We start from the raw sequence: 18,957 nt of genomic DNA on the forward strand, positions 1-18,957 counted from the left end.
GCTCTCATGCACGATCCCCACGATCCGTACGTCCGTGTCCGTGGCGCCCGCGAGCACAATCTCAAGGGTGTGGACGTCGACATCCCGCGGGACGTGTTGACCGTGTTCACAGGGGTCTCGGGGTCCGGGAAGTCGTCGCTGGCGTTCGGGACGATCTACGCGGAGGCGCAGCGGCGGTACTTCGAGTCGGTCGCGCCGTATGCGCGCAGGCTGATCCATCAGGTCGGGGCGCCGAAGGTCGGCGAGATCACCGGTCTGCCCCCTGCGGTGTCGTTGCAGCAGCGCCGGTCGGCGCCGACGTCCCGGTCGTCCGTCGGCACGGTCACCAACCTCTCGAACTCCCTGCGGATGCTGTTCTCGCGGGTCGGCGACTATCCGCCGGGCGCCGAGCGGCTCGACTCGGACGCGTTCTCCCCCAACACGGCGGCCGGGGCCTGCCCCGAGTGCCACGGGCTGGGCCAAGTTCACCGTACGACCGAGGAGTTGCTGGTCCCCGACCCGGCGCTGTCGATCCGTGAGGGCGCGATCGCCGCGTGGCCGGGGGCCTGGCAGGGCAAGAACCTGCGCGACATCCTCGACACACTCGGGTACGACGTGGACCGGCCCTGGCGCGAACTGCCCCCCGGGCAGCGGGAGTGGATCCTCTTCACCGACGAGCAGCCGGTCGTCACCGTGCACCCGGTGCGGGACGCCGACCGTATCCAACGGCCGTACCGGGGCACGTACATGAGCGCCCACCGGTACGTGATGAAGACCTTCTCGGACTCCAAGAGCCAGACCCTGCGGGCCAAGGCGGAGCGCTTCCTGGCCGCGGCGCCCTGCCCGGCGTGCGGCGGCAGCAGGCTGCGGCCCGAGGCGCTGGCGGTGACCGTCGGGGGCCGGACGATCGCGGAACTGGCGGCACTCCCCCTGCTGGAGCTGGCCGCCACGCTCCACGGCACCTCGGAGGCGGCCCGTGTCCTCACCGACGACCTGAGGTCCCGTATCGCCCCGGTCGTCGAGCTCGGCCTCGGCTATCTGAGCCTGGACCGCGCGACCCCCACCCTCTCGGCGGGCGAACTGCAACGCCTGCGGCTCGCGACCCAGTTGCGTTCCGGGCTCTTCGGGGTGGTGTACGTCCTCGACGAGCCGTCCGCCGGGCTGCACCCGGCGGACACGGAGGCCCTGCTCACGGTGCTGGCGCGGTTGAAGGCGGCGGGGAACACGGTGTTCGTCGTCGAGCACCACCTCGACGTCGTGCGCGGCGCCGACTGGCTGGTGGATGTGGGTCCGCGGGCCGGCGAGCACGGCGGGCGGGTGCTGCACAGCGGCCCGGTGGCGGAACTGGCCACCGTCGCGGAGTCGGCGACGGCCCGCTTCCTCTTCGACCACTCCCCCACACCCGTACGCCACGTCCGCACGCCCCGGGGCCAGTTGAAGGTCGGCCCGGTCACCCGGCACAACCTGCGGGGCGTGACCGCCGAGTTCCCGCTCGGCTTGTTCACCACGGTCACCGGCGTCTCGGGCTCCGGGAAGTCCACGCTCATCGGTGAGATCACGGAGGACCTGGACGGCGTGGGCCGCCTGGTCTCCGTCGACCAGAAACCGATCGGCCGCACCCCACGCTCGAACCTGGCCACCTACACCGGTCTCTTCGACGTCGTACGCAAGGTGTTCGCGGCCACCGACGAGGCACGCGCACGCGGTTACGGTGTCGGCCGGTTCTCCTTCAATGTCGCCGGCGGGCGCTGCGAGACCTGCCAGGGCGAGGGTTTCGTCAGCGTCGAGCTCCTCTTCCTGCCGAGCACGTACGCGCCGTGCCCGGACTGCGGCGGCGCCCGCTACCACCCAGACACCCTCCAAGTGACGTACCGGGGGCGGAACATCGCGCAGGTCCTCGACCTCACGGTGGCAGCGGCGGCGGACTTCTTCGCGGACACCCCGCCCGTCGCCCGCAGCCTCGGCACGCTCATGGACGTGGGCCTCGGCTACCTCCGCCTCGGCCAGCCCGCGACCGAGCTGTCCGGCGGCGAGGCCCAGCGCATCAAACTGGCGAGCGAACTCCAGCGCGCCCGCCGCGGCCACACCCTCTACCTCCTCGACGAGCCCACGACCGGCCTCCACCCGGCCGACACCGAGGTCCTGATGCGCCAGCTGCACGGCCTGGTCGACGCCGGGCACACCGTCATCGTCGTCGAGCACGACATGGCGGTCGTGGCGGGCGCGGACTGGGTGATCGACCTGGGCCCGGGCGGCGGCGACGCGGGCGGACGGATCGTGGCGGCGGGACCGCCGGGGGAGGTGGCCCGGGTCGGGGGGAGCGTTACGGCGCCGTATCTGGCACGAGCACTGCCCGACGACCCTTCTTCGTAGACGCCGCCCCGGCAGGCATGCCCACGGCCCTTCCACCGGAGATCACACCATGACCGCACAGCAACACCCCCTCACCTATGACGCGTTCGTCGCACACGCGTCCGCCGATCCCGCCGTCGTCGGTCTCGTCCTCAAGGGCTCGCGGGCCCACGACGGCATGACCACCGAGCACTCCGACCACGACCTGTACGTCGTCCTCGCGGACGGTGCCGAGACGGATCTGCGACGCTTCGGCGGCCATCGCACGCCACAGCTGGACCTGGTGATCGTCTCGCTCGCCGGGTTCCGGGCCGCCGGGATGCCGGGCTTCGAGCGGTACGCCCTGGCCAGGGCGCGGGTCGTGCTGGACCGGCTCGAGGGCGGGATCGGCGAGATCCTGGCCGCCAAGGCGCGGCTGGGTGCCGACGAGGCGTTCCGGGCCGTCGGCGGGTGGCTCGACGCCTACGCCAACTCCCTCTACCGGTCCCTGAAGAACGACCGTGACGGAGAGGCGCTCGCCGCCCGGCTCGACGCCGCCGACAGCATGGGCCACCTCCTCGAGGTGCTCTTCGCCCTGGATCGCCGACCTCGTCCGTACAACAAGTACCTACGCTGGGAGCTCGCCCGGTATCCGCTGCCCGGCTGGGACAGCGACACCCTGCTGCGGGCCGTGGACCGGATCTCGGCGAGCGGCGAGGTCGAGGTCCAGCGCGGGCTGTTCGCCCGGGTGGAGGCGGCGGCCCGTGCGGCCGGGCACGGTGCGGTGCTGGACGACTGGGGCGAGGATCTGCTCCTGATGCGTCCTCGGTAGCGCGGACGTCTCGGCGGCCCGGGCGAGGGAACGGCGGTCGCAGTGGCGGCCCGGCGGGACCGGGTCCCGGACCTCGATCTCGGCGACCAGGTCGCGGGCCGTCGCCACCCGCCACAGCGAGGCGAACAGCGTGTCCTCGCCGACGAAGGCGGGCGCCGTGCTGGGCGCTCCCCCGGCGATGCGGTACCGCAGGCGCACCGGTTGCACGGGGACCCCGGCGTCCAGTGCGGCCTGGAAGACCGCCCGGCGGAAACGCCCCTGGGCACGGCCGCACCAGGTACTGCCCTCGGGGAACACAGCCACCGCCTGCCCGGCGCGCAGCGCCCCCGCGACACGGGCGACCGTGCCGGGGAGCGCGCGCAGCCGGTCCCGCTCGATGAACAGGACACCGCCGCGCTCGGCCAGCGCCCCGGCGACCGGCCACTGCCGGATCTCGGTCTTGGCCAGCATCCGGGCGGGGCGTACGGCGCCGAGCAGGGGTATGTCCAGCCACGAGATGTGGTTGGCGACGAGGAGCAGCCCCCCGCTGGGCACCGCGGCGGCACCGGTCATCCGGACCCGCACCCCCGCGGCCCGCACGATCCACCGGCACCACCACCGCACCACGCCCGCCGGGATCCACGCACTGAACGGCGCCAGCACGACCCCGGCGAGCACCAGCGCCACGACGGCCACGAGCCGCAGCACCGCACGCGGGGCGGCCGTGACGGACCCCGCCGCCTCCACACATACCCCCGGCGTGCAGGGCGCGCTGGGCAGCCAGACGCTCATCGGGCCGGGATGAGGGAGAGGAAGTGCCGCAGATAGCGCTGGTTGACCCGGCTCATAGGCAGCAGCACATACAGGTCGGCGACCCCGAACTCCGGGTCGTGCGCGGGCTCGCCGCACACCATCGCCCCGAGCCGGAGGTACCCGCGGAGCAGGGCGGGCAGCCCGGTACGCGTCGCGGCGGCGGGCTCCCCCGGCGTCCACGGCAGCAGCGGGCGTACGCGGTACTCCTCCGGCGCCAGGTACGTGCCCCGCACCCGCTCCCAGGTCGCGGACGCGAGCGCGCCGCCGTCACCGAGCGGGATGGAGCAGCAGCCGGCCAGCCACTCGTGGCCCCGGTCGACCATGTAGCGGGCGATGCCGGCCCAGATGAGGCCGATGACGGCGCCGTCCCGGTGGCCGGGGTGGACGCAGGAACGGCCGACCTCGACGAGGCTCGGACGCAGCGCGTCGATCCGGGTGAGGTCGAACTCGCCCTCCGAGTACAGCCGCCCGGCGACCGCGGCGCGCTCCGGCGGCAGCAGGCGGTACGTGCCGACGACCTGCCCGGTCGTCGTGTCGTGCACGAGCAGGTGGTCGCAGTAGGCGTCGAAGGCGTCGATGTCGTACCCCGGCTGCGGGGTCGGCAGCAGGGCGCCCATCTCCCCCGCGAACACGTCGTGCCGCAGCCGCTGCGCGGCACGCACGTCGGCCTCGTCGCGGGCGAGGGAGACGGTGTAGCGGGTGGGAGCGGCGGACTGCGGGGGACGGTCGAGGGTGGTTACGCCGGTCATGGCTCTCTCCTGGAAACGGGCCGGGTGCGGCGAAGGCGGCGGACAGCGTGGGGACGTAAGCGCTGTCGCCCCTGTTCTTCCGAGGCCGGCTGACCGCCGAGTAACCAGTGCCAGGAGAGCGGATGTGGGGATGCTGAATGCCAGGGGCGGACAACGCGAGACGGGACCGGGAAAGAGCACCACTCCCGGCCCCGCCCGTCCGCACCGACCGGCGAACGTTCACTGAAGCGCGGCGCTACCGCTGCTTGGCGACCTTCCGAGTAGCCCGCAGCCACTCCTTGTTCATGCTGGTGATGGACACCAACGGAATCCCCTTAGGACAGGCAGTGGCACACTCCCCCGCCAACGTGCACCCACCGAACCCCTCCTCATCCATCTGGGCCACCATGTCCAGCACCCGCGTCTCCCGCTCAGGCGCCCCCTGCGGCAGCACATTCAAGTGATTCACCTTGGCCGACGTGAACAGCATCGCCGCCCCGTTCGGACAGGCCGCCACACACGCCCCGCACCCGATGCACTCGGCGTGCTCGAAGGCGAGGTCGGCATCAGGCTTCGGCACCGGCGTGGCATGCGCCTCCGGCGCGGCTCCCGTCGGCGCCGTGATGTACCCACCGGCCTGGATGATCCGGTCGAACGCCGTCCGGTCCACCACCAGGTCCTTGATCACCGGGAACGCGGACGCCCTCCACGGCTCGACATCAATCGTGTCGCCGTCCTTGAAGGACCGCATGTGCAGCTGACAGGTGGTCGTGCGCTCGGGCCCGTGCGCATCGCCGTTGATGACGAGCGAACACGCACCGCAGATGCCCTCACGGCAGTCGTGGTCGAAGGCGACCGGGTCCTCACCGCGCAGGATGAGTTCCTCGTTGAGAGTGTCGAGCATCTCCAGGAACGACATGTCGGAGGAGATCCCGTCCACCTCGTACGTGGACATGGCGCCGTCGGCGTCGGCGTTCTGCTGCCGCCAGACGCGCAGGGTGAGCTTCATGCGTAGCTCCGCTGAGTGGGGTGGACGTACTCGAAGACCAGGTCTTCCCTGTGCAGGGTCGGCGCCTCGCCGGTGCCGGTGAACTCCCAGGCGGCCGCGTACGCGAACTCGTCGTCCCGGCGCGCGGCTTCACCGTCGGGCGTCTGGGACTCCTCCCGGAAGTGGCCGCCGCAGGACTCGGCGCGGTGCAGTGCGTCGAGGCACATGAGCTCGGCGAGCTCCAGGTAGTCGACCATGCGGTTGGCCTTCTCCAGGGACTGGTTGAACTCCTCGCCGGTGCCCGGGACTTTGATGCGCCGCCAGAACTCCTCGCGGATCTGCGGAATCCGCTCCAGCGCCTTGCGCAGTCCGGCGTCGGTGCGGGCCATGCCGCAGAACTCCCACATCAGTTCGCCGAGTTCACGGTGGAAGGAGTCGGGCGTACGGTCCCCGTCGACGGCGAGAAGCAGGCTCAGCCGGTCCTCGGTCTCCGCCAGCACGTCCTGTACGACGGGGTGTTCGGCGGTGACCGCCTCGTGGTGCGGGTTGCGGGCCAGGTAGTCGTTGATCGTCGCCGGCAGTACGAAGTACCCGTCGGCCAGCCCCTGCATCAGCGCCGACGCGCCGAGCCGGTTGGCGCCGTGGTCGGAGAAGTTGGCCTCGCCGATCGCGAACAGGCCGGGGACGGTGGTCTGGAGGTCGTAGTCGACCCACAGCCCGCCCATCGTGTAGTGCACGGCCGGGTAGATCCGCATCGGCACCTCGTACGGATCCTCGTCGGTGATCCGCTGGTACATGTCGAAGAGGTTGCCGTACTTGGCCTCGACGGGCTTGCGGCCCATGCGCTTGATCGCGTCGGCGAAGTCCAGGTAGACGCCCTGCCCGCCGGGCCCGACGCCCCTGCCCTCGTCGCAGACGTTCTTCGCGGCGCGGGAGGCGATGTCACGCGGGACCAGGTTGCCGAAGGACGGGTAGATGCGCTCCAGGTAGTAGTCGCGCTCGTCCTCGGGGATCCGGTTCGCCGGCCGGTCGTCGCCCTTCGCCTTGGGTACCCAGATCCGGCCGTCGTTGCGCAGCGACTCGCTCATCAGCGTGAGCTTGGACTGGTGGTCGCCGGTGCGCGGAATGCAGGTCGGGTGGATCTGGGTGAAGCAGGGGTTGGCGAAGTGGGCGCCGCGCCGGTGGGCTCGCCAGATGGCGGTGGCGTTGGAGTTCATGGCGTTCGTCGACAGGTAGAAGACGTTGCCGTAGCCGCCGCTCGCCAGTACGACGGCGTCCGCGAAGTACGTGTCGATCGTGCCGGTGATCAGGTCCCGGGCGACGATTCCGCGGGCCCGCCCGTCGATGACGATCAGGTCGAGCATCTCGGTACGGGGATGCATCTCCACGTTTCCGGCGGCGATCTGCCGGGACAGCGCCTGGTACGCGCCGAGCAGCAGCTGCTGACCCGTCTGGCCCCGGGCGTAGAAGGTCCGCGAGACCTGGACACCGCCGAAGGACCTGGTGTCGAGCAGCCCGCCGTACTCCCGTGCGAAGGGCACGCCCTGTGCCACGCACTGGTCGATGATCTCGACCGAGATCTGCGCGAGCCGGTGGACGTTGGACTCCCGTGCCCGGAAGTCGCCGCCCTTGACGGTGTCGTAGAACAGCCGGTGGATGGAGTCGCCGTCGTTGCGGTAGTTCTTCGCGGCGTTGATGCCGCCCTGCGCGGCGATCGAGTGGGCCCGCCGGGGCGAGTCCTGGTAGCAGAACTGGACGACGTGGTAGCCCTGTTCGGCGAGGGTGGCGCCCGCGGAGCCGCCCGCGAGGCCGGTGCCGACGACGATGACGGTGTGCTTGCGCCGGTTGGCCGGGTTGACCAGCTTGGCCTCGAAACGGCGCTTGTCCCAGCGCTCGTTGACGGGGCCGGACGGGGCCTTGGTGTCGACGACGGGTTCGCCGGTCGAGTAGTCGGTGTACGAGGTCATGTCAGCTCACCACTCCGGTCATGACGCCCACGGGTACGGCGATGAAACCGGCCGTGAGCAGCAGCGCGAGGACGCCTGCGACGGTCTTCAGGGCGCGGTCGCGGGTGCGGCTGCCGACGCCGAGGGTCTGGGCGGCGCTCCAGAAGCCGTGCCGGATGTGCAGGCCGAGGGCGAGCATCGCGACGATGTAGATGACGTTGCCGTACCAGGTGGAGAAGGTGTCGACCACGTTCTGGTACGGGTGGCCCTCCTGGAAGCCGCCCGGGTGCACGGTGCCGGTCGTCAGGTCGAGGACGTGCCAGACGATGAACAGGCCGAGGATGATCCCGCCCCAGCGCATGGTGCGCGTCGCGTAACTGGCCCGCGGCTTCTTGTGCACGTACTTGCTGGGCCGTGCCCTGATGTCGCGGCGGCTGAGCTGGTACGCCGAGACCGCGTGGGCGACGACGGCGACGACCAGCACGACGCGGATGAGCCAGAGCGTCCACTCGTAGTGCATGAACGGCTCGCCGACCGTGCGCAGCCAGTGGCCGTAGGCGTTGAACTCGCCCGCGCCGAAGTAGATCTTCAGGTTGCCGATCATGTGGGCGACCAGATACAGCAGCATGATCACGCCGCTGACCGCCATCACGGTCTTCTTGCCGACGGAGCTGTCCCACACGGTGCGTGCGATGGACGGCCGTCGGTCCGTCCGCGTTGCCAGAGCCATGTACATGGACGCTAGGGCCGAACGGCCCCATCGGTCCAAGACATGGTCCGGCTCGTTTCGATAGGAAACCCCTATGAGACCCCTATGATGGCTGGGTGCAGTTCCAGCAGCTCCAGTACTTCGTGGCGGTCGCGGAGACCCGGCACTTCACCCGGGCCGCGGATCTCGTGCATGTCGCGCAGCCGTCGTTGTCGCAGCAGATCAAGGCGCTGGAGCGGGAGTTGGGCGCCGATCTGTTCCTGCGGGCGCGCGGCAACATCACGCTCACCGACGCGGGCGAGGCCCTGCTGCCGCTGGCCCGCCGTATCCTCGCCGACGCGGACACGGCGCGGCACGAGGTGCAGGAGCTGGTGCAGCTGCGCAGCGGCCGGATCCGGCTGGGCGCGACCCCGAGTCTGTGCACGGGTCTGCTGCCGGACGTGCTGCGCGCCTTCCACGACCGCTATCCCGGCATCCAGCTGCTCATCGAGGAGAGCGGCTCGCACGATCTCGTACGGGAACTGGCGCGCGGCGCCCTCGACCTGGCCCTCGTCGTCCTGCCGCTGCCCACGCCGTCCCCGGCGCTGACCACGGTCGAGCTGCTGCGGGAGGACCTGGTCGTGGTGTCGTCCCCGGACTCCCCCAGGCCGGGCCGGGGGCAGCGCGGGATCCGCATCGCCGACCTGGAGGGCGAACGCCTGGTGATGTTCCGGCACGGCTACGACCTGCGGGAACTGACCGTCGCCGCGTGCCGCTCCGCCGGGTTCGAGCCGGATTTCGCGGTGGAGGGCGGGGAGATGGACGCGGTGCTGGGGTTCGTGCGGGCGGGGCTGGGCGTGGCCGTCGTACCGAGGATGGTGGCCGCGCGGTCGGGACGCGGCCTACGGGTGACGCCGCTGGCCCGGCCGGGCCTGCACCGGACGATCGCACTGGCACACCGCAGCGATGTGGCTCCGCCGCGGGCGGCCCGGGAACTCCAGCGGATGCTGCTGGAACGCTGAGCCGCCGTCCGGTCACCGGCCCGGGGCGCGGTAACGGTTCGCGCGCCGGACGGTCGCGATATGCACCGCCGTTCCGCTCCCGAATGGTGAGCACGAGGGCCGCCCACCAGGGCAGCGTGAGGGTCGTCACCACCAGCATGATCGCCGCCACCGTGAGGGGTTCTTCACCCCGGGATCGCGAGCGGGACGACGGAGCGGACGAGGCAGCACGCACCCGCCGGGGCGGCTCCGGACGTCGGGACCTGGCGGGGTTCAGCCAGCCGGGACGGACCGGCGCCGCGGAGCCCGGGTCCGAGGACGCCGGCCGGCGGGAAGCCGCCGCACCAGGAACCGAGGACGCCGACCGGCCGGAGGTCCGAGACCGGTGATCAGCTTGTCGGCGCCTCGTGGCGCAGCCGCTCGTCGTGGGCGCGCCACACCTCCCCCATCCCCCCGGCACCGATCCGGTCGGCCAGTAGGTAACGCTGTTGGCGCGATGTTTGTACCAGGCCCCCTCCGTTCGAAAGGACGCGGGCTAGCCGCCGGCCCTGCGTCAGCCCGTCGCGTCCACCAGTGCCAGCTCGTGCAGGCGGTCCGGCGGGCCGGGGCGGGCGTAGTACCAGCCCTGGGCCGTGTCGCAGCCGAGTATCCGGAGCTGTTCGGCCTGGGCGCCCGTTTCCACGCCCTCCACCGTCACCGTGAGGTTCAGGCTGTGGGCCAGTGAAACGATACCCTCCACGATCTTGAGGTCGACGGGGTCCGCCGGGAACTGCTGCATGCTCTGGGTGAAGGAGCGGTCCAGCTTGAGGATGCTCACCGGGAGGCGGCGCAGGTTGGCGAGGTTGGAGTAGCCGGTGCCGAAGTCGTCCAGGGCGATGTCGACACCCATCTCGGCGAGCCGGCGCAGCGGCTTGAGCAGGTCGTCGTCCGCGCCGATCAACGCCGACTCGGTGACCTCCAGGCAGAGCGCGTCGGGTTCGATGCCCGTGCGCTCCAGGATGTCGACGGTGTCCTGGACCAGACCGGGGTGGGTGAGCTGGCAGGGAGAGAGATTGACGTTGATCCTCAACGGGCCCGCGTCGGCGTGCCGTTCGCGCCAGTCACGGGCCTGCCGTACCGACTGCTCGAGGACCCAGCGGCCCAGCGGGACGATCAGGCCGGTGTGCTCGGCGAGCGGGATGAAGCGGTCCGGGCCGAGGACGCCGTGCTGCGGGTGCAGCCAGCGCACCAGGGCCTCGGCGCCGCGGACGCTGCCGTCGCCGAGGTGGACCAGCGGCTGGTACTCGATGAAGAACTCGCCCCGGTCCAGGGCCGTCGGGAGCGCCGTGGTCAGCCCGTGCCGGGTGATGGCGCGGGCGTCGGCCTCCGGGTCGGCGAGCTCGAAGCGGTTGCCGCCCGCCGACTTGGCCCGGTACATGGTGATGTCGGCGCTGCGCAGCACCTCCGCCGGGCTGCGTTCCCCGGCCGGGCCCTCGACGATGCCGATGCTGCCGCGCACGGTCAGCTCCCGGCCGTCGACGCTGATGGGGGCGACCAGCGCGTTCATGATGCGGGCGGCGAGTTCGTCGACCTCGCGCTCGGTCTCGGGGCCGGTGGTCAGCGCCACGAACTCGTCGCCGCCCAGGCGCGCGACCATCTCGCCGGGTGCGGTGGTGCAGGACTGCAGCCGGTCGGCGACCTCGACGAGCAGCCGGTCGCCGGCCGCGTGACCGAGGCTGTCGTTGATCGTCTTGAACCCGTCCAGGTCGAGGTAGCACAGACCGAACCGCTGGCCCTGGCCGGCGCCCAGCGCCTTCTCCAGGCGTTCGAAGAAGAAGGTGCGGTTGGGCAGCCCGGTCAGGGCGTCGTGCGTGGCCTCGTAGCGCAGGCGGAGGTTGAGCAGCCGGCGCTCGGTGGTGTCCTCCATGAGGGCCAGCTGGTACTGCGGGTTGCCGTCCGCGTCGCGCAGCAGGGAGACCGTGAGGTTGGTCCACAGGACCGTTCCGTCGGGGCGGGAGAATGCCTTTTCGACGTGGTAGTGCTCGCGCTCGCCGCAGACGAGTTCGTCGTAGAGCCGCCAGGTCTGGGGCGCGTCCTCGGGATGCGTCCACTCCATGACGTTGCGGCTGCGCATGGCCTGCTCGGAGAGACCGAACATGCGCTGCAGCGCGCCGTTGACCTGGAGGATGTTGCCTTCGAGGTCGGCGATGCCGATTCCTATGGCCGCGCCCTCGAAGACCGCGCGGAAGCGGGCCTCGGTCGCGTGCAGGGCCTGCGCCACCACGCCCTGCGCCTTCAGGGCGGCCGCGGAGATCGCCTCCTGCTCGGCCAGCGTCCGCTCACGCAGCGCCTGTGCGAACCCGGCGGCCATGGCGTGCTGCAGCCGCGACGCGCGGACCCGCAGGTCCTGTTGGTCCCCGGAGCCGCCGCAGTACAGCACGAGGTAGGCGTCGACGCAGTCCAGCGAGCGGCTGAGCGCCTCCGGGTCGGTGCAGTGCGCGGTGACGAGGGCGGCGCCCACCGCCCGGCCCTCGTCCGCGTCGAAGGTCCTGGCCCGCAGCGCGTCACTCAACCGCCCGGCGAGCGGCAGCAGTTGCTCCTCGAACTCCGGCCGGGTCGACGACGTCGAGGTCACCGGGAACACGGCCCGGCTCCAGATCGTCGCGAACCGCCGCAGTCTGTCCTCCGGCCCGTCCGGCTCCGCGCTCACGCCGTACGCCCCACGCCCGCGAAACCGGAGAAGGCATGGGGATCCTCGTCCTCCGGTGCGGTGTCGGGGCGCCAGGCCGCCATCGGCACCAGTCCGGGTTCCACCATGTCGTACCCCTCGAAGAACCGCGCGATCTCCTCGCGCGAGCGCATGATCAGCGGGTTGCGAATGTCCTTGTATACGGCCACCGTGCCCTCCGCCCGCTCGGGTGGCAGCGGGATTCCCTCGTACGAGGCATGCGTGAGCACGAGAAGGCTGCCGGGCGCGAGCGCGTCGCGCAGCTCGGCCACCGCACCGTACGGGTCGTCCGCGTCTTCCACGAAGTGCAGTACGGCAACGAGGAGCAGCGCCACTGGCCGGTTCAGGTCGATGAGCCGCTGGACCTGAGGGCTCGCCAGGATCTCCTGCGGCTTGCGGAGGTCGGCGGCGACGACGTCCGCGGCGTCGTTGCCCGCCAGCACCGCCTGGCTGTGCGCCACCGCCACCGGGTCGTGGTCGACGTACACCACGTGCGCGCCGGGGCTGGCCTCCTGGGCGACCTCGTGGACGTTTCCGAAGGTGGGGATGCCGGAGCCGATGTCCAGGAACTGTGTGATGCCCTCGTCCACCGCGAAGCGCACGGCGCGGCGCATGACGGCCCGGTTCGCCTGCATGATCTTGGGAAGTCCCGGCAGGAACTCCATGGCCTTGCGGGCCGCTTCCCGGTCCACCTCGAAGTTGTGCGAACCGCCCAGGTAGTAGTCGTAGATCCGCGAAACGCTAGGCACCGAGATGTCGATGCTTCGTGGGGCCCAGGCGGGACGCTCCATCTATCTCTCCAAGGCGTAGGCGATCCGGTGTTCGAGCTGAGGCTACTGATCGCCTGCCAAACGGGCGAGCCAAAACGGAAATTGACCATCCGTTCCCGGTCACTGCCAGGGGCACGTGCCGGATCGCCGGGGGAGAAACACGGCAAACCGGCCCGCCCCCTCCGTGCGGTGCGGAGGGGGCGGACCGGTGGTCGCGCGCGCTGTGGGGTGGGTGCGGCTCTTTCGCTTGCTCTCGGCCCTCCCTTCCGCGGTGCGTTGCCACTGGGCGAGGCGATCAGCCTTGGGGAGGTGATCTCTTACTCTTCGTCCGGCGCGCCGACCGGCTTTCCGTCGGGTGCCACGGCGAACCAAGTCCCGCCGACGCCCTGACCGTTGGTGTCACCGGGCTTCTTGTCGCCCGCGAAGGTGTAGATCGGTACGCAGTCGATGCTCTGCTGCTTGATGCCGTCAGGGCGGTCGAAGACGACGTAGCCCCGGTTGGGGGTGGAGCCCTGCAGGTCGATGCCCTTGGTGTCCTTCGCGTCGACCGGCGCGACGACGGGCCACTTGTCCAGGCAGTCACCGGTGCACGCCGTGGACATCGGCCACTGCGTGTCCTTCATGAAGCGGTAGACCGTGTGGCCGTTCTTGTCGACGACGATCTCGCCCAGCTTGGGGTCGTTGCGGGTGGACAGACCCGGCAGATCGGCCGCCTCCGCCCCGGCCGCCTCCGACTTGGCCTTCTTGCCGTCGGGGGCGAGCGCGTACCAGGTGCCCTTCACGCCCTGGCCCTTGGCGTCACCGGCGTTGACGTCCTTCACATAGCGGTACGCCGGCCAGCCGCCGATCGTCAGCTGCTTGGTGCCGTCGGTACGGGTGACCTCGCCGAGCAGCGACTTCTCGATGCCCGCACCGGCACTCGCGTCGTCCGCGGGAACCGGCGGCCAGGTCTTGGCGCAGTCGCCGTCACAGTTCGACTTCGCCGGTTCCGCGGTGTCCTTGTCGAAGCGGTACAGCGTGAGACCGAGGCTGTCGGTCAGCACCTCGCCGATTTCCGCGTTCGTGGAGATGGACAACTCGCCCGCGGAGGCGGACTGGGTCGCGGAACTCTGTCCATTGGCCGACGAGTCGTTGCCCGTCCCGGTCCCGGTTCCGAGGCCCGTACCGGCACTTCCGTAATCCCCGGCCGCGGCCGTGGCACCGACGTTCTGGCTGCTCGCCGGCGGGGTGGTCTCCTGGCCGCACGCCGTGGTCAGCGCCAGCATGGCCACGGCGCTCACCACGAGCGAGGCGCTCCGCCACGAGGTATTCATCGTCAACTCCCCATAATCGCAAGGGTGTTGCAGCGCCCTGCTGCGCCGCCGCACGACAAGAGGTACGCACGAAAGCCGCGGTCTTGTTCAACCGGCGCACAAATTTCTTTCCGGAACCTGTGACACCGCCCGCCACTCAAACCTTCGAACGCCACGTTCCCCCGTTCGGGGCAATCTCCCGCGCTCCGGCATACGGCGACGTGAACAGGGCTCATGATCTTCGTCGTGCATGGACCCGAACCGACTCGATCCGCCCTCACCACAAGGGTGTTGGCGCTGGTCACGTTGACGTGGCTGCTGATGGGCGTACCGGCCGGCACGGCGGCGGCGGACGCCTGTGCCTACGCGTCGACCGGTCCGGACGGCACGGAGGCGGTGGCGGTCGCCGGAAGCTTCACCTGGCCGACGCCGACTCCCCCGTCGTGCCCGACACCGTCACCGACCCCCACCCAGACGCCCACGCCCGAGCCACCGGAGCCGTCGCCCCCGCCGGACCCCACCCCACCACCGCCGAAACCGAGCCCCACCGCGAAACCCGAACCGCCGCCCGCGCCACCACCCCGGCCCCCGGCACCCCGCCCACGCCCGACCCCACCCCCCCCACCCACTCCACCCCCGACACCGACCCCCACCCCGACACCGACCCCCACCCCGTCGGCCACGCCCACCCCGAGTCCCTCCGCGACCCCGGTGAGCTACCCGCGCCACCACTCCCCGCCGCGCAAGCGGCAAACGCACGGCGGGCAGTCGCCGGTCACCTACGTCCTGCTCATCACGGTGCCCGCGGTGATCGCCGTCGCCGCGCTGCGCCCGCGCTGATCCCTGGAGGCTTCTCTTGCCGGAATGGCTTGTTCTGACCCTCGCCATGCTGGCCGCCTGTGTCGTGGTGGTCATCATCACCCTCGTACGGCACCGCACGGCCCCCGAGAACGAGGACCCCTCCGACACTCCCGACGTCATCGAGTACATGACGATGTGGATCGGGGTGGTGTACGCCATCGTCCTGGGCCTGGCCATTGCGGGGGTCTGGGAGGCGCGCAGCGCGGCGCAGGACCATGTACAGGCGGAGGCCGTCGCGCTGCACGAGATCTCGGAGCGGGTGCGGGTCTATCCGGCCGACGCCCGCGACCGCATTCGGGATGATGTCAACGCCTATGTCGGACACGTCGTCACCACGGAGTGGAAGACGATGGCCGACGACGGCGACCTCACCGACCGCGGCGCCGAGTTGCTGCAGCGGGTCCGTGAGGACGTCACTGACTACGAACCGCGCACCGACTTCGAGGCCCAGGCGTACCAGCCGCTGATCGACCAGGTGACAGCGGCGGACCAGGCGCGTAACGCCCGCGCGAACTCGACCGGGGAGACCATGCCGGGCGTGGTGTGGTTCGGGCTGCTCACCGGCGGCGTCATCACCATCGGGATGGTGTTCGCGCTGCAGATCCGGCGCACGGCGCGCGAACTGGTCCTCGCCGGGCTGTTCTCCGCGCTGATCGCCTTCCTGCTCTTCCTGATCTGGGACTTCGACGCGCCCTACAGCCGGGGCATCACGGCGTCCGCGGAGCCGTTCCTGATGCTCTTCCCGGACGTCAAGGGCTGACCGGCCCGGGGGACGGCTGTGCCACGCCGGCGCCGTCCCCCGGTCGCGGGAACGCCGTCCCCTGAGTGGCCCACACGCTTACCCCGTTCGCCCGACAGCGTTCGCGCAGGTGTGCGCACCTTCCTAGCGTTTCGATCATCGAGGTGCATTTCTGGCGCGAGCGGAACAGGTCCGCAGCTGCTCCTCGGGGACCCGGAGGATCCACCATGCGCGCGATACGCGTAGCTTCGGCCGCACTGCTGGGCGTCACCCCCCTCGCCTGCTCCGCGCCGACCGCCGTCGCCGGCAACATCACGCCGTTCGACTTCAGCGTCCAGCCCTCGACCATCCCGGCGGGCGGTCAGGTCACGCTACGGCTGGACCGCAACGACGGCGGCTGCAAGGGGCCGGCGACCGTCACCTCGGCGGTCTTCGACACGGTCACCATCCCGCCGGGGCGGTCCCGGGCCAGGGCCGTGGTCGACTGGGACGCCAAGCCCGCCGCGACGTACCAGGTGACGTTCAGCTGCGACGGCGCGAGCGGATCCACGGATCTGACCATCGCGGGCGGCCGACCCACGAGTCGGCCTGTTCCCCAGCCCCTGCACTCCCGGGGCGTGCACGCCGGTGAGGGCGGCACTGCCGCAGGCTTCGACCTCAAGGAGATCGGTCTGGGTGCCGCGCTGATCGCGGGCTCGGTCGGGGCGGCGTACCACTTCTCCCGGCGCCGCCAGGGCGAGGACAGCAGCTGACACACAACGCACCGCACAGGCCTTCGCCCCGGATTCCCGCAAGAGGGCCGGGGCCAAGGCCTGTCGACGTGCGATGCGCTCTGTCTGGGGATGTGCCGTCAGATCCGCTTCTCGGACCGGCGCCGCATCCAGAAGAGCCCGCCGCCGATGACGGCAGCCGCCACGAGGCCGCCGCCGATCGCCATGTCGGTCGGCGTCGCCCCGGTCGAGCTGCTGCCGCCGAGGCCGCCGCGGACACCGCCGATGACGGTGAAGGCGGCCGGACGGGTCAGCGTCCTGCCGGAGCAGTTGACGGTGATGTCGTGGGAGCCAGGCTGGGCGTCGTTGTTGATCGTCGCGGTGCCCTTCGCCGTGTCGGTGCCGTGAACCCTGGTCAGCGTCGTGCGCTGGAACGCGTTCGAGGTCGCGGTGCCGCCGCCCGGGCAGTTGTCGACGGTGATGGTCAGCTGCCCGCCGCGGGCGATGACGCTCGGCAGGGCGACGATGTTGCTCGGACTGACGGGCATGCCGTCCCGAGCGACGGCCGCCGGGGCGGCGACCCCCAGAGTGGCGACCACGGCGGCCGACGCCACCAGGGCACGAGTAGTACGCATGTGATCCTCCGCGGAAGACGCCCCGGGAACCGTCCCCGGTCGATCGGCGAGAAAGCGCCTCCCAGAAAGACCCTCAGATGCCGTGCACGCGCCCGCATTTCGGCAATGGTCCGTCCTGGTGAGAGGACACGCCGGGCGATCAGCGCACAATCGGATATTGCCGCAGGTCACGGACCGTCAGAAATTTCCTGCGGGCGGCAACTCGGATGGCGCACCGAAGGGGGCCGGGGTCACCCGTTCGCGTCTGAGCCGTCGCCGCTTTCGCGCGCGGGACTTAGCGTTCTCGTATGCGCGAATGACGGGGCGACGGCCGCGTCGAGAGGGGAAGTCGGATGTCTGCGTTCGAGCTGGCCGAAGAAGAGGAGGAGCAGCGGAAGAAGCGCGCTCCTTGGGGCGTGATAGCGCTTGTTCTGCTGACCGGCCTCGCGCTCATTCGGAATGGTTCGGGGGAGTTCGACGTGGGGCCGCCGCAGCCCGAGTCGGCGGCCGCGGCCGACAGCCGGGTGGCCGACGGCACGTTCGCCGGGGCCCCGCAGCCGCTGCCGTACTCCGTGCCGGACCGGATCAGGATCCCGGCGATCCAGATGGACGCGCCGATGATGGCGGTCGGTCTGGACGCGGTGGGCTGGGTCGACGCGCCGCCGCCGGAGGACCCCAATCTGGCGGGCTGGTTCACCGGCGCCGTCTCCCCCGGGGAAAAGGGCACCGCGGTCGTCGTCGGCCATGTCGACAACAACCAGGGCCCCGCCGTGTTCTACGGACTCGGGGCCCTGAAGAAGGGAAATCGCGTCGACGTCGCCCGCAAGGACGGAAAGACGGCCGTATTCGAGATCTACGGCATCGAGGTGTTCGAGAAGAACAACTTCCCCGGCGACCGGGTCTACGGATCGAAAGGGCAGGCCGAATTGCGGGTCATCACCTGCGGCGGCGGATTCTCCAAGCAGAACGGCTACGCCGGGAACGTCGTCGTCTTCGCCCGCCTGGTCGAGGTCCGCTGAGCGTTCCCCGGCCGGGCGGGCGAAGGCGGCCCGTCAGATGTGCTGCCGTCGGGGAACGGTGACGTGATAGCCGGAGTCGAGCAGTTGCGGCAGATAGTCGCGCAGGGCCCGGACACTCTGGGAACGGTCGCCCCCGGCGTCGTGCGAGAGCACCACGACGCCGGGGGCGGCGCCGTTCTCGACCCGGCTGACGATGGTGCGGGTGCCGGGGGTGGTCCAGTCGAGGGTGTCGACGGTCCAGGCCAGTGGCTCCATCCCGAGTTCGGCGCCGAGCTGGAAGGCGGCGCGGTTCCAGGCGCCGTAGGGGGCGCGGAACCACTGGGGGCGCTCGCCGTAGGCCTCCTCGACGACGTCGCTGGTGCGTTCCATCTGGGAGTGGATCTGGGCGCGGCTCAGGCGGGTCAGCAGCGGGTGGGACCAGGTGTGGTTGCCGACGACGTGGCCCTCCTCGGCCATCCGGGCCAGCAGTTCCCTGTGGTCGGCGGCCATCTCCCCGCACACGAAGAACATCGCGCGGACGTCGTACTCGGCCAGGGTGTCCAGGATGGCCGGGGTGTAGCGGGGGTCGGGTCCGTCGTCAAAGGTCAGCACCATGGTGCGGCCGCGGCCGGAGATGCGCAGGAACGGCTCACGCCGTACGAGGGGCCGGGCGGGCACGGTACGGGGCGGGCCGTATCCGGTCAGGGGCTGGAGGCGGTAGGCGGAGGGCTTGAGCGGCCGACGTGCCAGGGGGCCCGCGGCGGGGGCGGCGGGCGGCCGGACCGGCTCCTCGCCGGTGACCGCTGCGAGCAGTGCGGCGGTACCGGCGGCCCCGACCGCGGCGGTACCGGCGAGCATCGCCCGGCGGCGGGTGAGCAGCCGTGTGAGCAACTGATCCTTCGTCATGACTCATCAGTCGCCCGGCGAGGGGCCGACGCACCACAGCAACACCGGTGCGGCGGCACGATTCCACCCGCCCGG

18 protein-coding genes and 1 pseudogene are annotated in these 18,957 nt (G+C 71.0%); 8 read left to right on the top strand and 11 right to left on the bottom strand.

All coding sequences use genetic code 11. The annotated features are described in order from the left end of the window. The first annotated feature begins 6 nt into the window (after positions 1–6). Together AQJ91_RS30710 and AQJ91_RS57860 are read left to right on the top strand one after the other, a co-directional pair. Entirely contained in the window at positions 7–2,352 is a 2,346-nt protein-coding gene (locus tag AQJ91_RS30710) for an ATP-binding cassette domain-containing protein (RefSeq protein WP_067027996.1), read from the top strand. A gap of 49 nt (positions 2,353–2,401) precedes the next feature. Beyond that, positions 2,402–3,142, top strand: a complete 741-nt coding sequence (locus AQJ91_RS57860) for a hypothetical protein (protein WP_067027998.1) — start codon at positions 2,402–2,404, stop codon at positions 3,140–3,142. Positions 3,143–3,391: 249 nt separating this feature from the next. Here AQJ91_RS57860 and AQJ91_RS57865 read toward each other — a convergent pair. From AQJ91_RS57865 to AQJ91_RS30740, 5 genes and pseudogenes are all read right to left on the bottom strand, one after another. Next, positions 3,392–3,913: pseudogene (locus tag AQJ91_RS57865) on the bottom strand (lysophospholipid acyltransferase family protein); the annotation flags it as partial. After that, positions 3,910–4,683, bottom strand: a complete 774-nt coding sequence (locus tag AQJ91_RS30725; protein WP_067028002.1) for a GNAT family N-acetyltransferase — start codon at positions 4,681–4,683, stop codon at positions 3,910–3,912. The pseudogene AQJ91_RS57865 and the gene AQJ91_RS30725, both read right to left, overlap by 4 nt. Before the next feature lie 235 nt (positions 4,684–4,918). After that, positions 4,919–5,671 (bottom strand): succinate dehydrogenase/fumarate reductase iron-sulfur subunit, encoded by a 753-nt coding sequence (locus AQJ91_RS30730; protein ID WP_067028004.1) that lies wholly within the window; start codon positions 5,669–5,671, stop codon positions 4,919–4,921. Beyond that, the gene (locus AQJ91_RS30735; protein ID WP_067028006.1) at positions 5,668–7,617 is read right to left on the bottom strand and encodes a fumarate reductase/succinate dehydrogenase flavoprotein subunit; all 1,950 of its coding nucleotides are present in this window, start codon (positions 7,615–7,617) and stop codon (positions 5,668–5,670) included. Before AQJ91_RS30735 ends, AQJ91_RS30730 begins: the two co-directional genes overlap by 4 nt. Position 7,618: 1 nt before the next feature. After that, positions 7,619–8,290, bottom strand: a complete 672-nt coding sequence (locus tag AQJ91_RS30740; protein ID WP_067028047.1) for a succinate dehydrogenase — start codon at positions 8,288–8,290, stop codon at positions 7,619–7,621. 131 nt (positions 8,291–8,421) lie between these two features. On the opposite strand from AQJ91_RS30740, the gene AQJ91_RS30745 reads away from it, so the two are divergent. Together AQJ91_RS30745 and AQJ91_RS30750 are read left to right on the top strand one after the other, a co-directional pair. Beyond that, positions 8,422–9,306 carry a LysR family transcriptional regulator gene (locus AQJ91_RS30745; RefSeq protein WP_067028008.1) on the top strand — a complete coding sequence of 295 codons (885 nt, stop codon included), beginning with the start codon at positions 8,422–8,424 and terminating at the stop codon, positions 9,304–9,306. An 83-nt stretch (positions 9,307–9,389) separates the two neighbouring features. Next, entirely contained in the window at positions 9,390–9,674 is a 285-nt protein-coding gene (locus AQJ91_RS30750) for a hypothetical protein (protein WP_067028010.1), read from the top strand. Positions 9,675–9,838: 164 nt separating this feature from the next. On the opposite strand, the gene AQJ91_RS30755 is transcribed toward AQJ91_RS30750, so the two are convergent. From AQJ91_RS30755 to AQJ91_RS54645, 4 genes are all read right to left on the bottom strand, one after another. Beyond that, entirely contained in the window at positions 9,839–11,974 is a 2,136-nt protein-coding gene (locus AQJ91_RS30755) for a putative bifunctional diguanylate cyclase/phosphodiesterase (RefSeq protein WP_067028013.1), read from the bottom strand. After that, complete coding sequence (locus AQJ91_RS30760; RefSeq protein ID WP_067028015.1) at positions 11,971–12,783, bottom strand: SAM-dependent methyltransferase; 813 nt, start codon at positions 12,781–12,783, stop codon at positions 11,971–11,973. The genes AQJ91_RS30755 and AQJ91_RS30760 overlap by 4 nt, the downstream gene beginning before the upstream one ends. A 296-nt stretch (positions 12,784–13,079) precedes the next feature. Then, entirely contained in the window at positions 13,080–14,075 is a 996-nt protein-coding gene (locus tag AQJ91_RS30765; protein WP_067028017.1) for an SCO0930 family lipoprotein, read from the bottom strand. A 341-nt stretch (positions 14,076–14,416) separates the two neighbouring features. Continuing rightward, positions 14,417–14,602, bottom strand: coding sequence for a hypothetical protein (locus tag AQJ91_RS54645; protein WP_199848060.1), 186 nt, complete (start codon positions 14,600–14,602; stop codon positions 14,417–14,419). A gap of 163 nt (positions 14,603–14,765) precedes the next feature. On the opposite strand from AQJ91_RS54645, the gene AQJ91_RS57505 reads away from it, so the two are divergent. The 3 genes from AQJ91_RS57505 (at position 14,766) to AQJ91_RS30775 (ending at position 16,406) form a co-directional block, all read left to right on the top strand. Then, positions 14,766–14,894 (top strand): hypothetical protein, encoded by a 129-nt coding sequence (locus tag AQJ91_RS57505; RefSeq protein ID WP_267891249.1) that lies wholly within the window; start codon positions 14,766–14,768, stop codon positions 14,892–14,894. Between the two features lie 16 nt (positions 14,895–14,910). Further along, positions 14,911–15,675: a bestrophin-like domain gene (locus tag AQJ91_RS30770; RefSeq protein ID WP_067028019.1), complete on the top strand. Its 765-nt coding sequence runs from the start codon at positions 14,911–14,913 to the stop codon at positions 15,673–15,675. Between the two features lie 206 nt (positions 15,676–15,881). Then, entirely contained in the window at positions 15,882–16,406 is a 525-nt protein-coding gene (locus AQJ91_RS30775; protein WP_067028022.1) for a cupredoxin domain-containing protein, read from the top strand. Positions 16,407–16,504: 98 nt separating this feature from the next. On the opposite strand, the gene AQJ91_RS30780 is transcribed toward AQJ91_RS30775, so the two are convergent. After that, positions 16,505–16,999, bottom strand: coding sequence for a hypothetical protein (locus AQJ91_RS30780; RefSeq protein ID WP_067028023.1), 495 nt, complete (start codon positions 16,997–16,999; stop codon positions 16,505–16,507). Positions 17,000–17,331: 332 nt separating this feature from the next. Here AQJ91_RS30780 and AQJ91_RS30785 point away from each other — a divergent pair, with 332 nt between their 5' ends. Beyond that, positions 17,332–17,997, top strand: a complete 666-nt coding sequence (locus AQJ91_RS30785; RefSeq protein ID WP_067028025.1) for a class F sortase — start codon at positions 17,332–17,334, stop codon at positions 17,995–17,997. A 33-nt stretch (positions 17,998–18,030) separates the two neighbouring features. Here AQJ91_RS30785 and AQJ91_RS30790 read toward each other — a convergent pair whose 3' ends face one another. Further along, complete coding sequence (locus tag AQJ91_RS30790) at positions 18,031–18,882, bottom strand: polysaccharide deacetylase family protein (protein ID WP_067028027.1); 852 nt, start codon at positions 18,880–18,882, stop codon at positions 18,031–18,033. Between the last annotated feature and the right edge of the window lie 75 nt (positions 18,883–18,957).

It is taken from the genome of Streptomyces dysideae, from assembly GCF_001514305.1.
In the GTDB taxonomy this organism is placed as follows: domain Bacteria; phylum Actinomycetota; class Actinomycetes; order Streptomycetales; family Streptomycetaceae; genus Streptomyces; species Streptomyces dysideae.

What these genes read in the sequence shown, in the direction of transcription:
- AQJ91_RS30710 (WP_067027996.1), top strand. Translation starts at nt 7, where the DNA reads ATGCACGATCCCCACGATCCGTACGTCCGTGTCCGTGGCGCCCGCGAG.
- AQJ91_RS57860 (WP_067027998.1), top strand. Translation starts at nt 2,402, where the DNA reads ATGACCGCACAGCAACACCCCCTCACCTATGACGCGTTCGTCGCACAC.
- AQJ91_RS30725 (WP_067028002.1), bottom strand. Translation starts at nt 4,683, where the DNA reads ATGACCGGCGTAACCACCCTCGACCGTCCCCCGCAGTCCGCCGCTCCC.
- AQJ91_RS30730 (WP_067028004.1), bottom strand. Translation starts at nt 5,671, where the DNA reads ATGAAGCTCACCCTGCGCGTCTGGCGGCAGCAGAACGCCGACGCCGAC.
- AQJ91_RS30735 (WP_067028006.1), bottom strand. Translation starts at nt 7,617, where the DNA reads ATGACCTCGTACACCGACTACTCGACCGGCGAACCCGTCGTCGACACC.
- AQJ91_RS30750 (WP_067028010.1), top strand. Translation starts at nt 9,390, where the DNA reads ATGGTGAGCACGAGGGCCGCCCACCAGGGCAGCGTGAGGGTCGTCACC.
- AQJ91_RS30760 (WP_067028015.1), bottom strand. Translation starts at nt 12,783, where the DNA reads ATGGAGCGTCCCGCCTGGGCCCCACGAAGCATCGACATCTCGGTGCCT.
- AQJ91_RS30765 (WP_067028017.1), bottom strand. Translation starts at nt 14,075, where the DNA reads ATGAATACCTCGTGGCGGAGCGCCTCGCTCGTGGTGAGCGCCGTGGCC.
- AQJ91_RS30775 (WP_067028022.1), top strand. Translation starts at nt 15,882, where the DNA reads ATGCGCGCGATACGCGTAGCTTCGGCCGCACTGCTGGGCGTCACCCCC.
- AQJ91_RS30780 (WP_067028023.1), bottom strand. Translation starts at nt 16,999, where the DNA reads ATGCGTACTACTCGTGCCCTGGTGGCGTCGGCCGCCGTGGTCGCCACT.
- AQJ91_RS30785 (WP_067028025.1), top strand. Translation starts at nt 17,332, where the DNA reads ATGTCTGCGTTCGAGCTGGCCGAAGAAGAGGAGGAGCAGCGGAAGAAG.
- AQJ91_RS30790 (WP_067028027.1), bottom strand. Translation starts at nt 18,882, where the DNA reads ATGACGAAGGATCAGTTGCTCACACGGCTGCTCACCCGCCGCCGGGCG.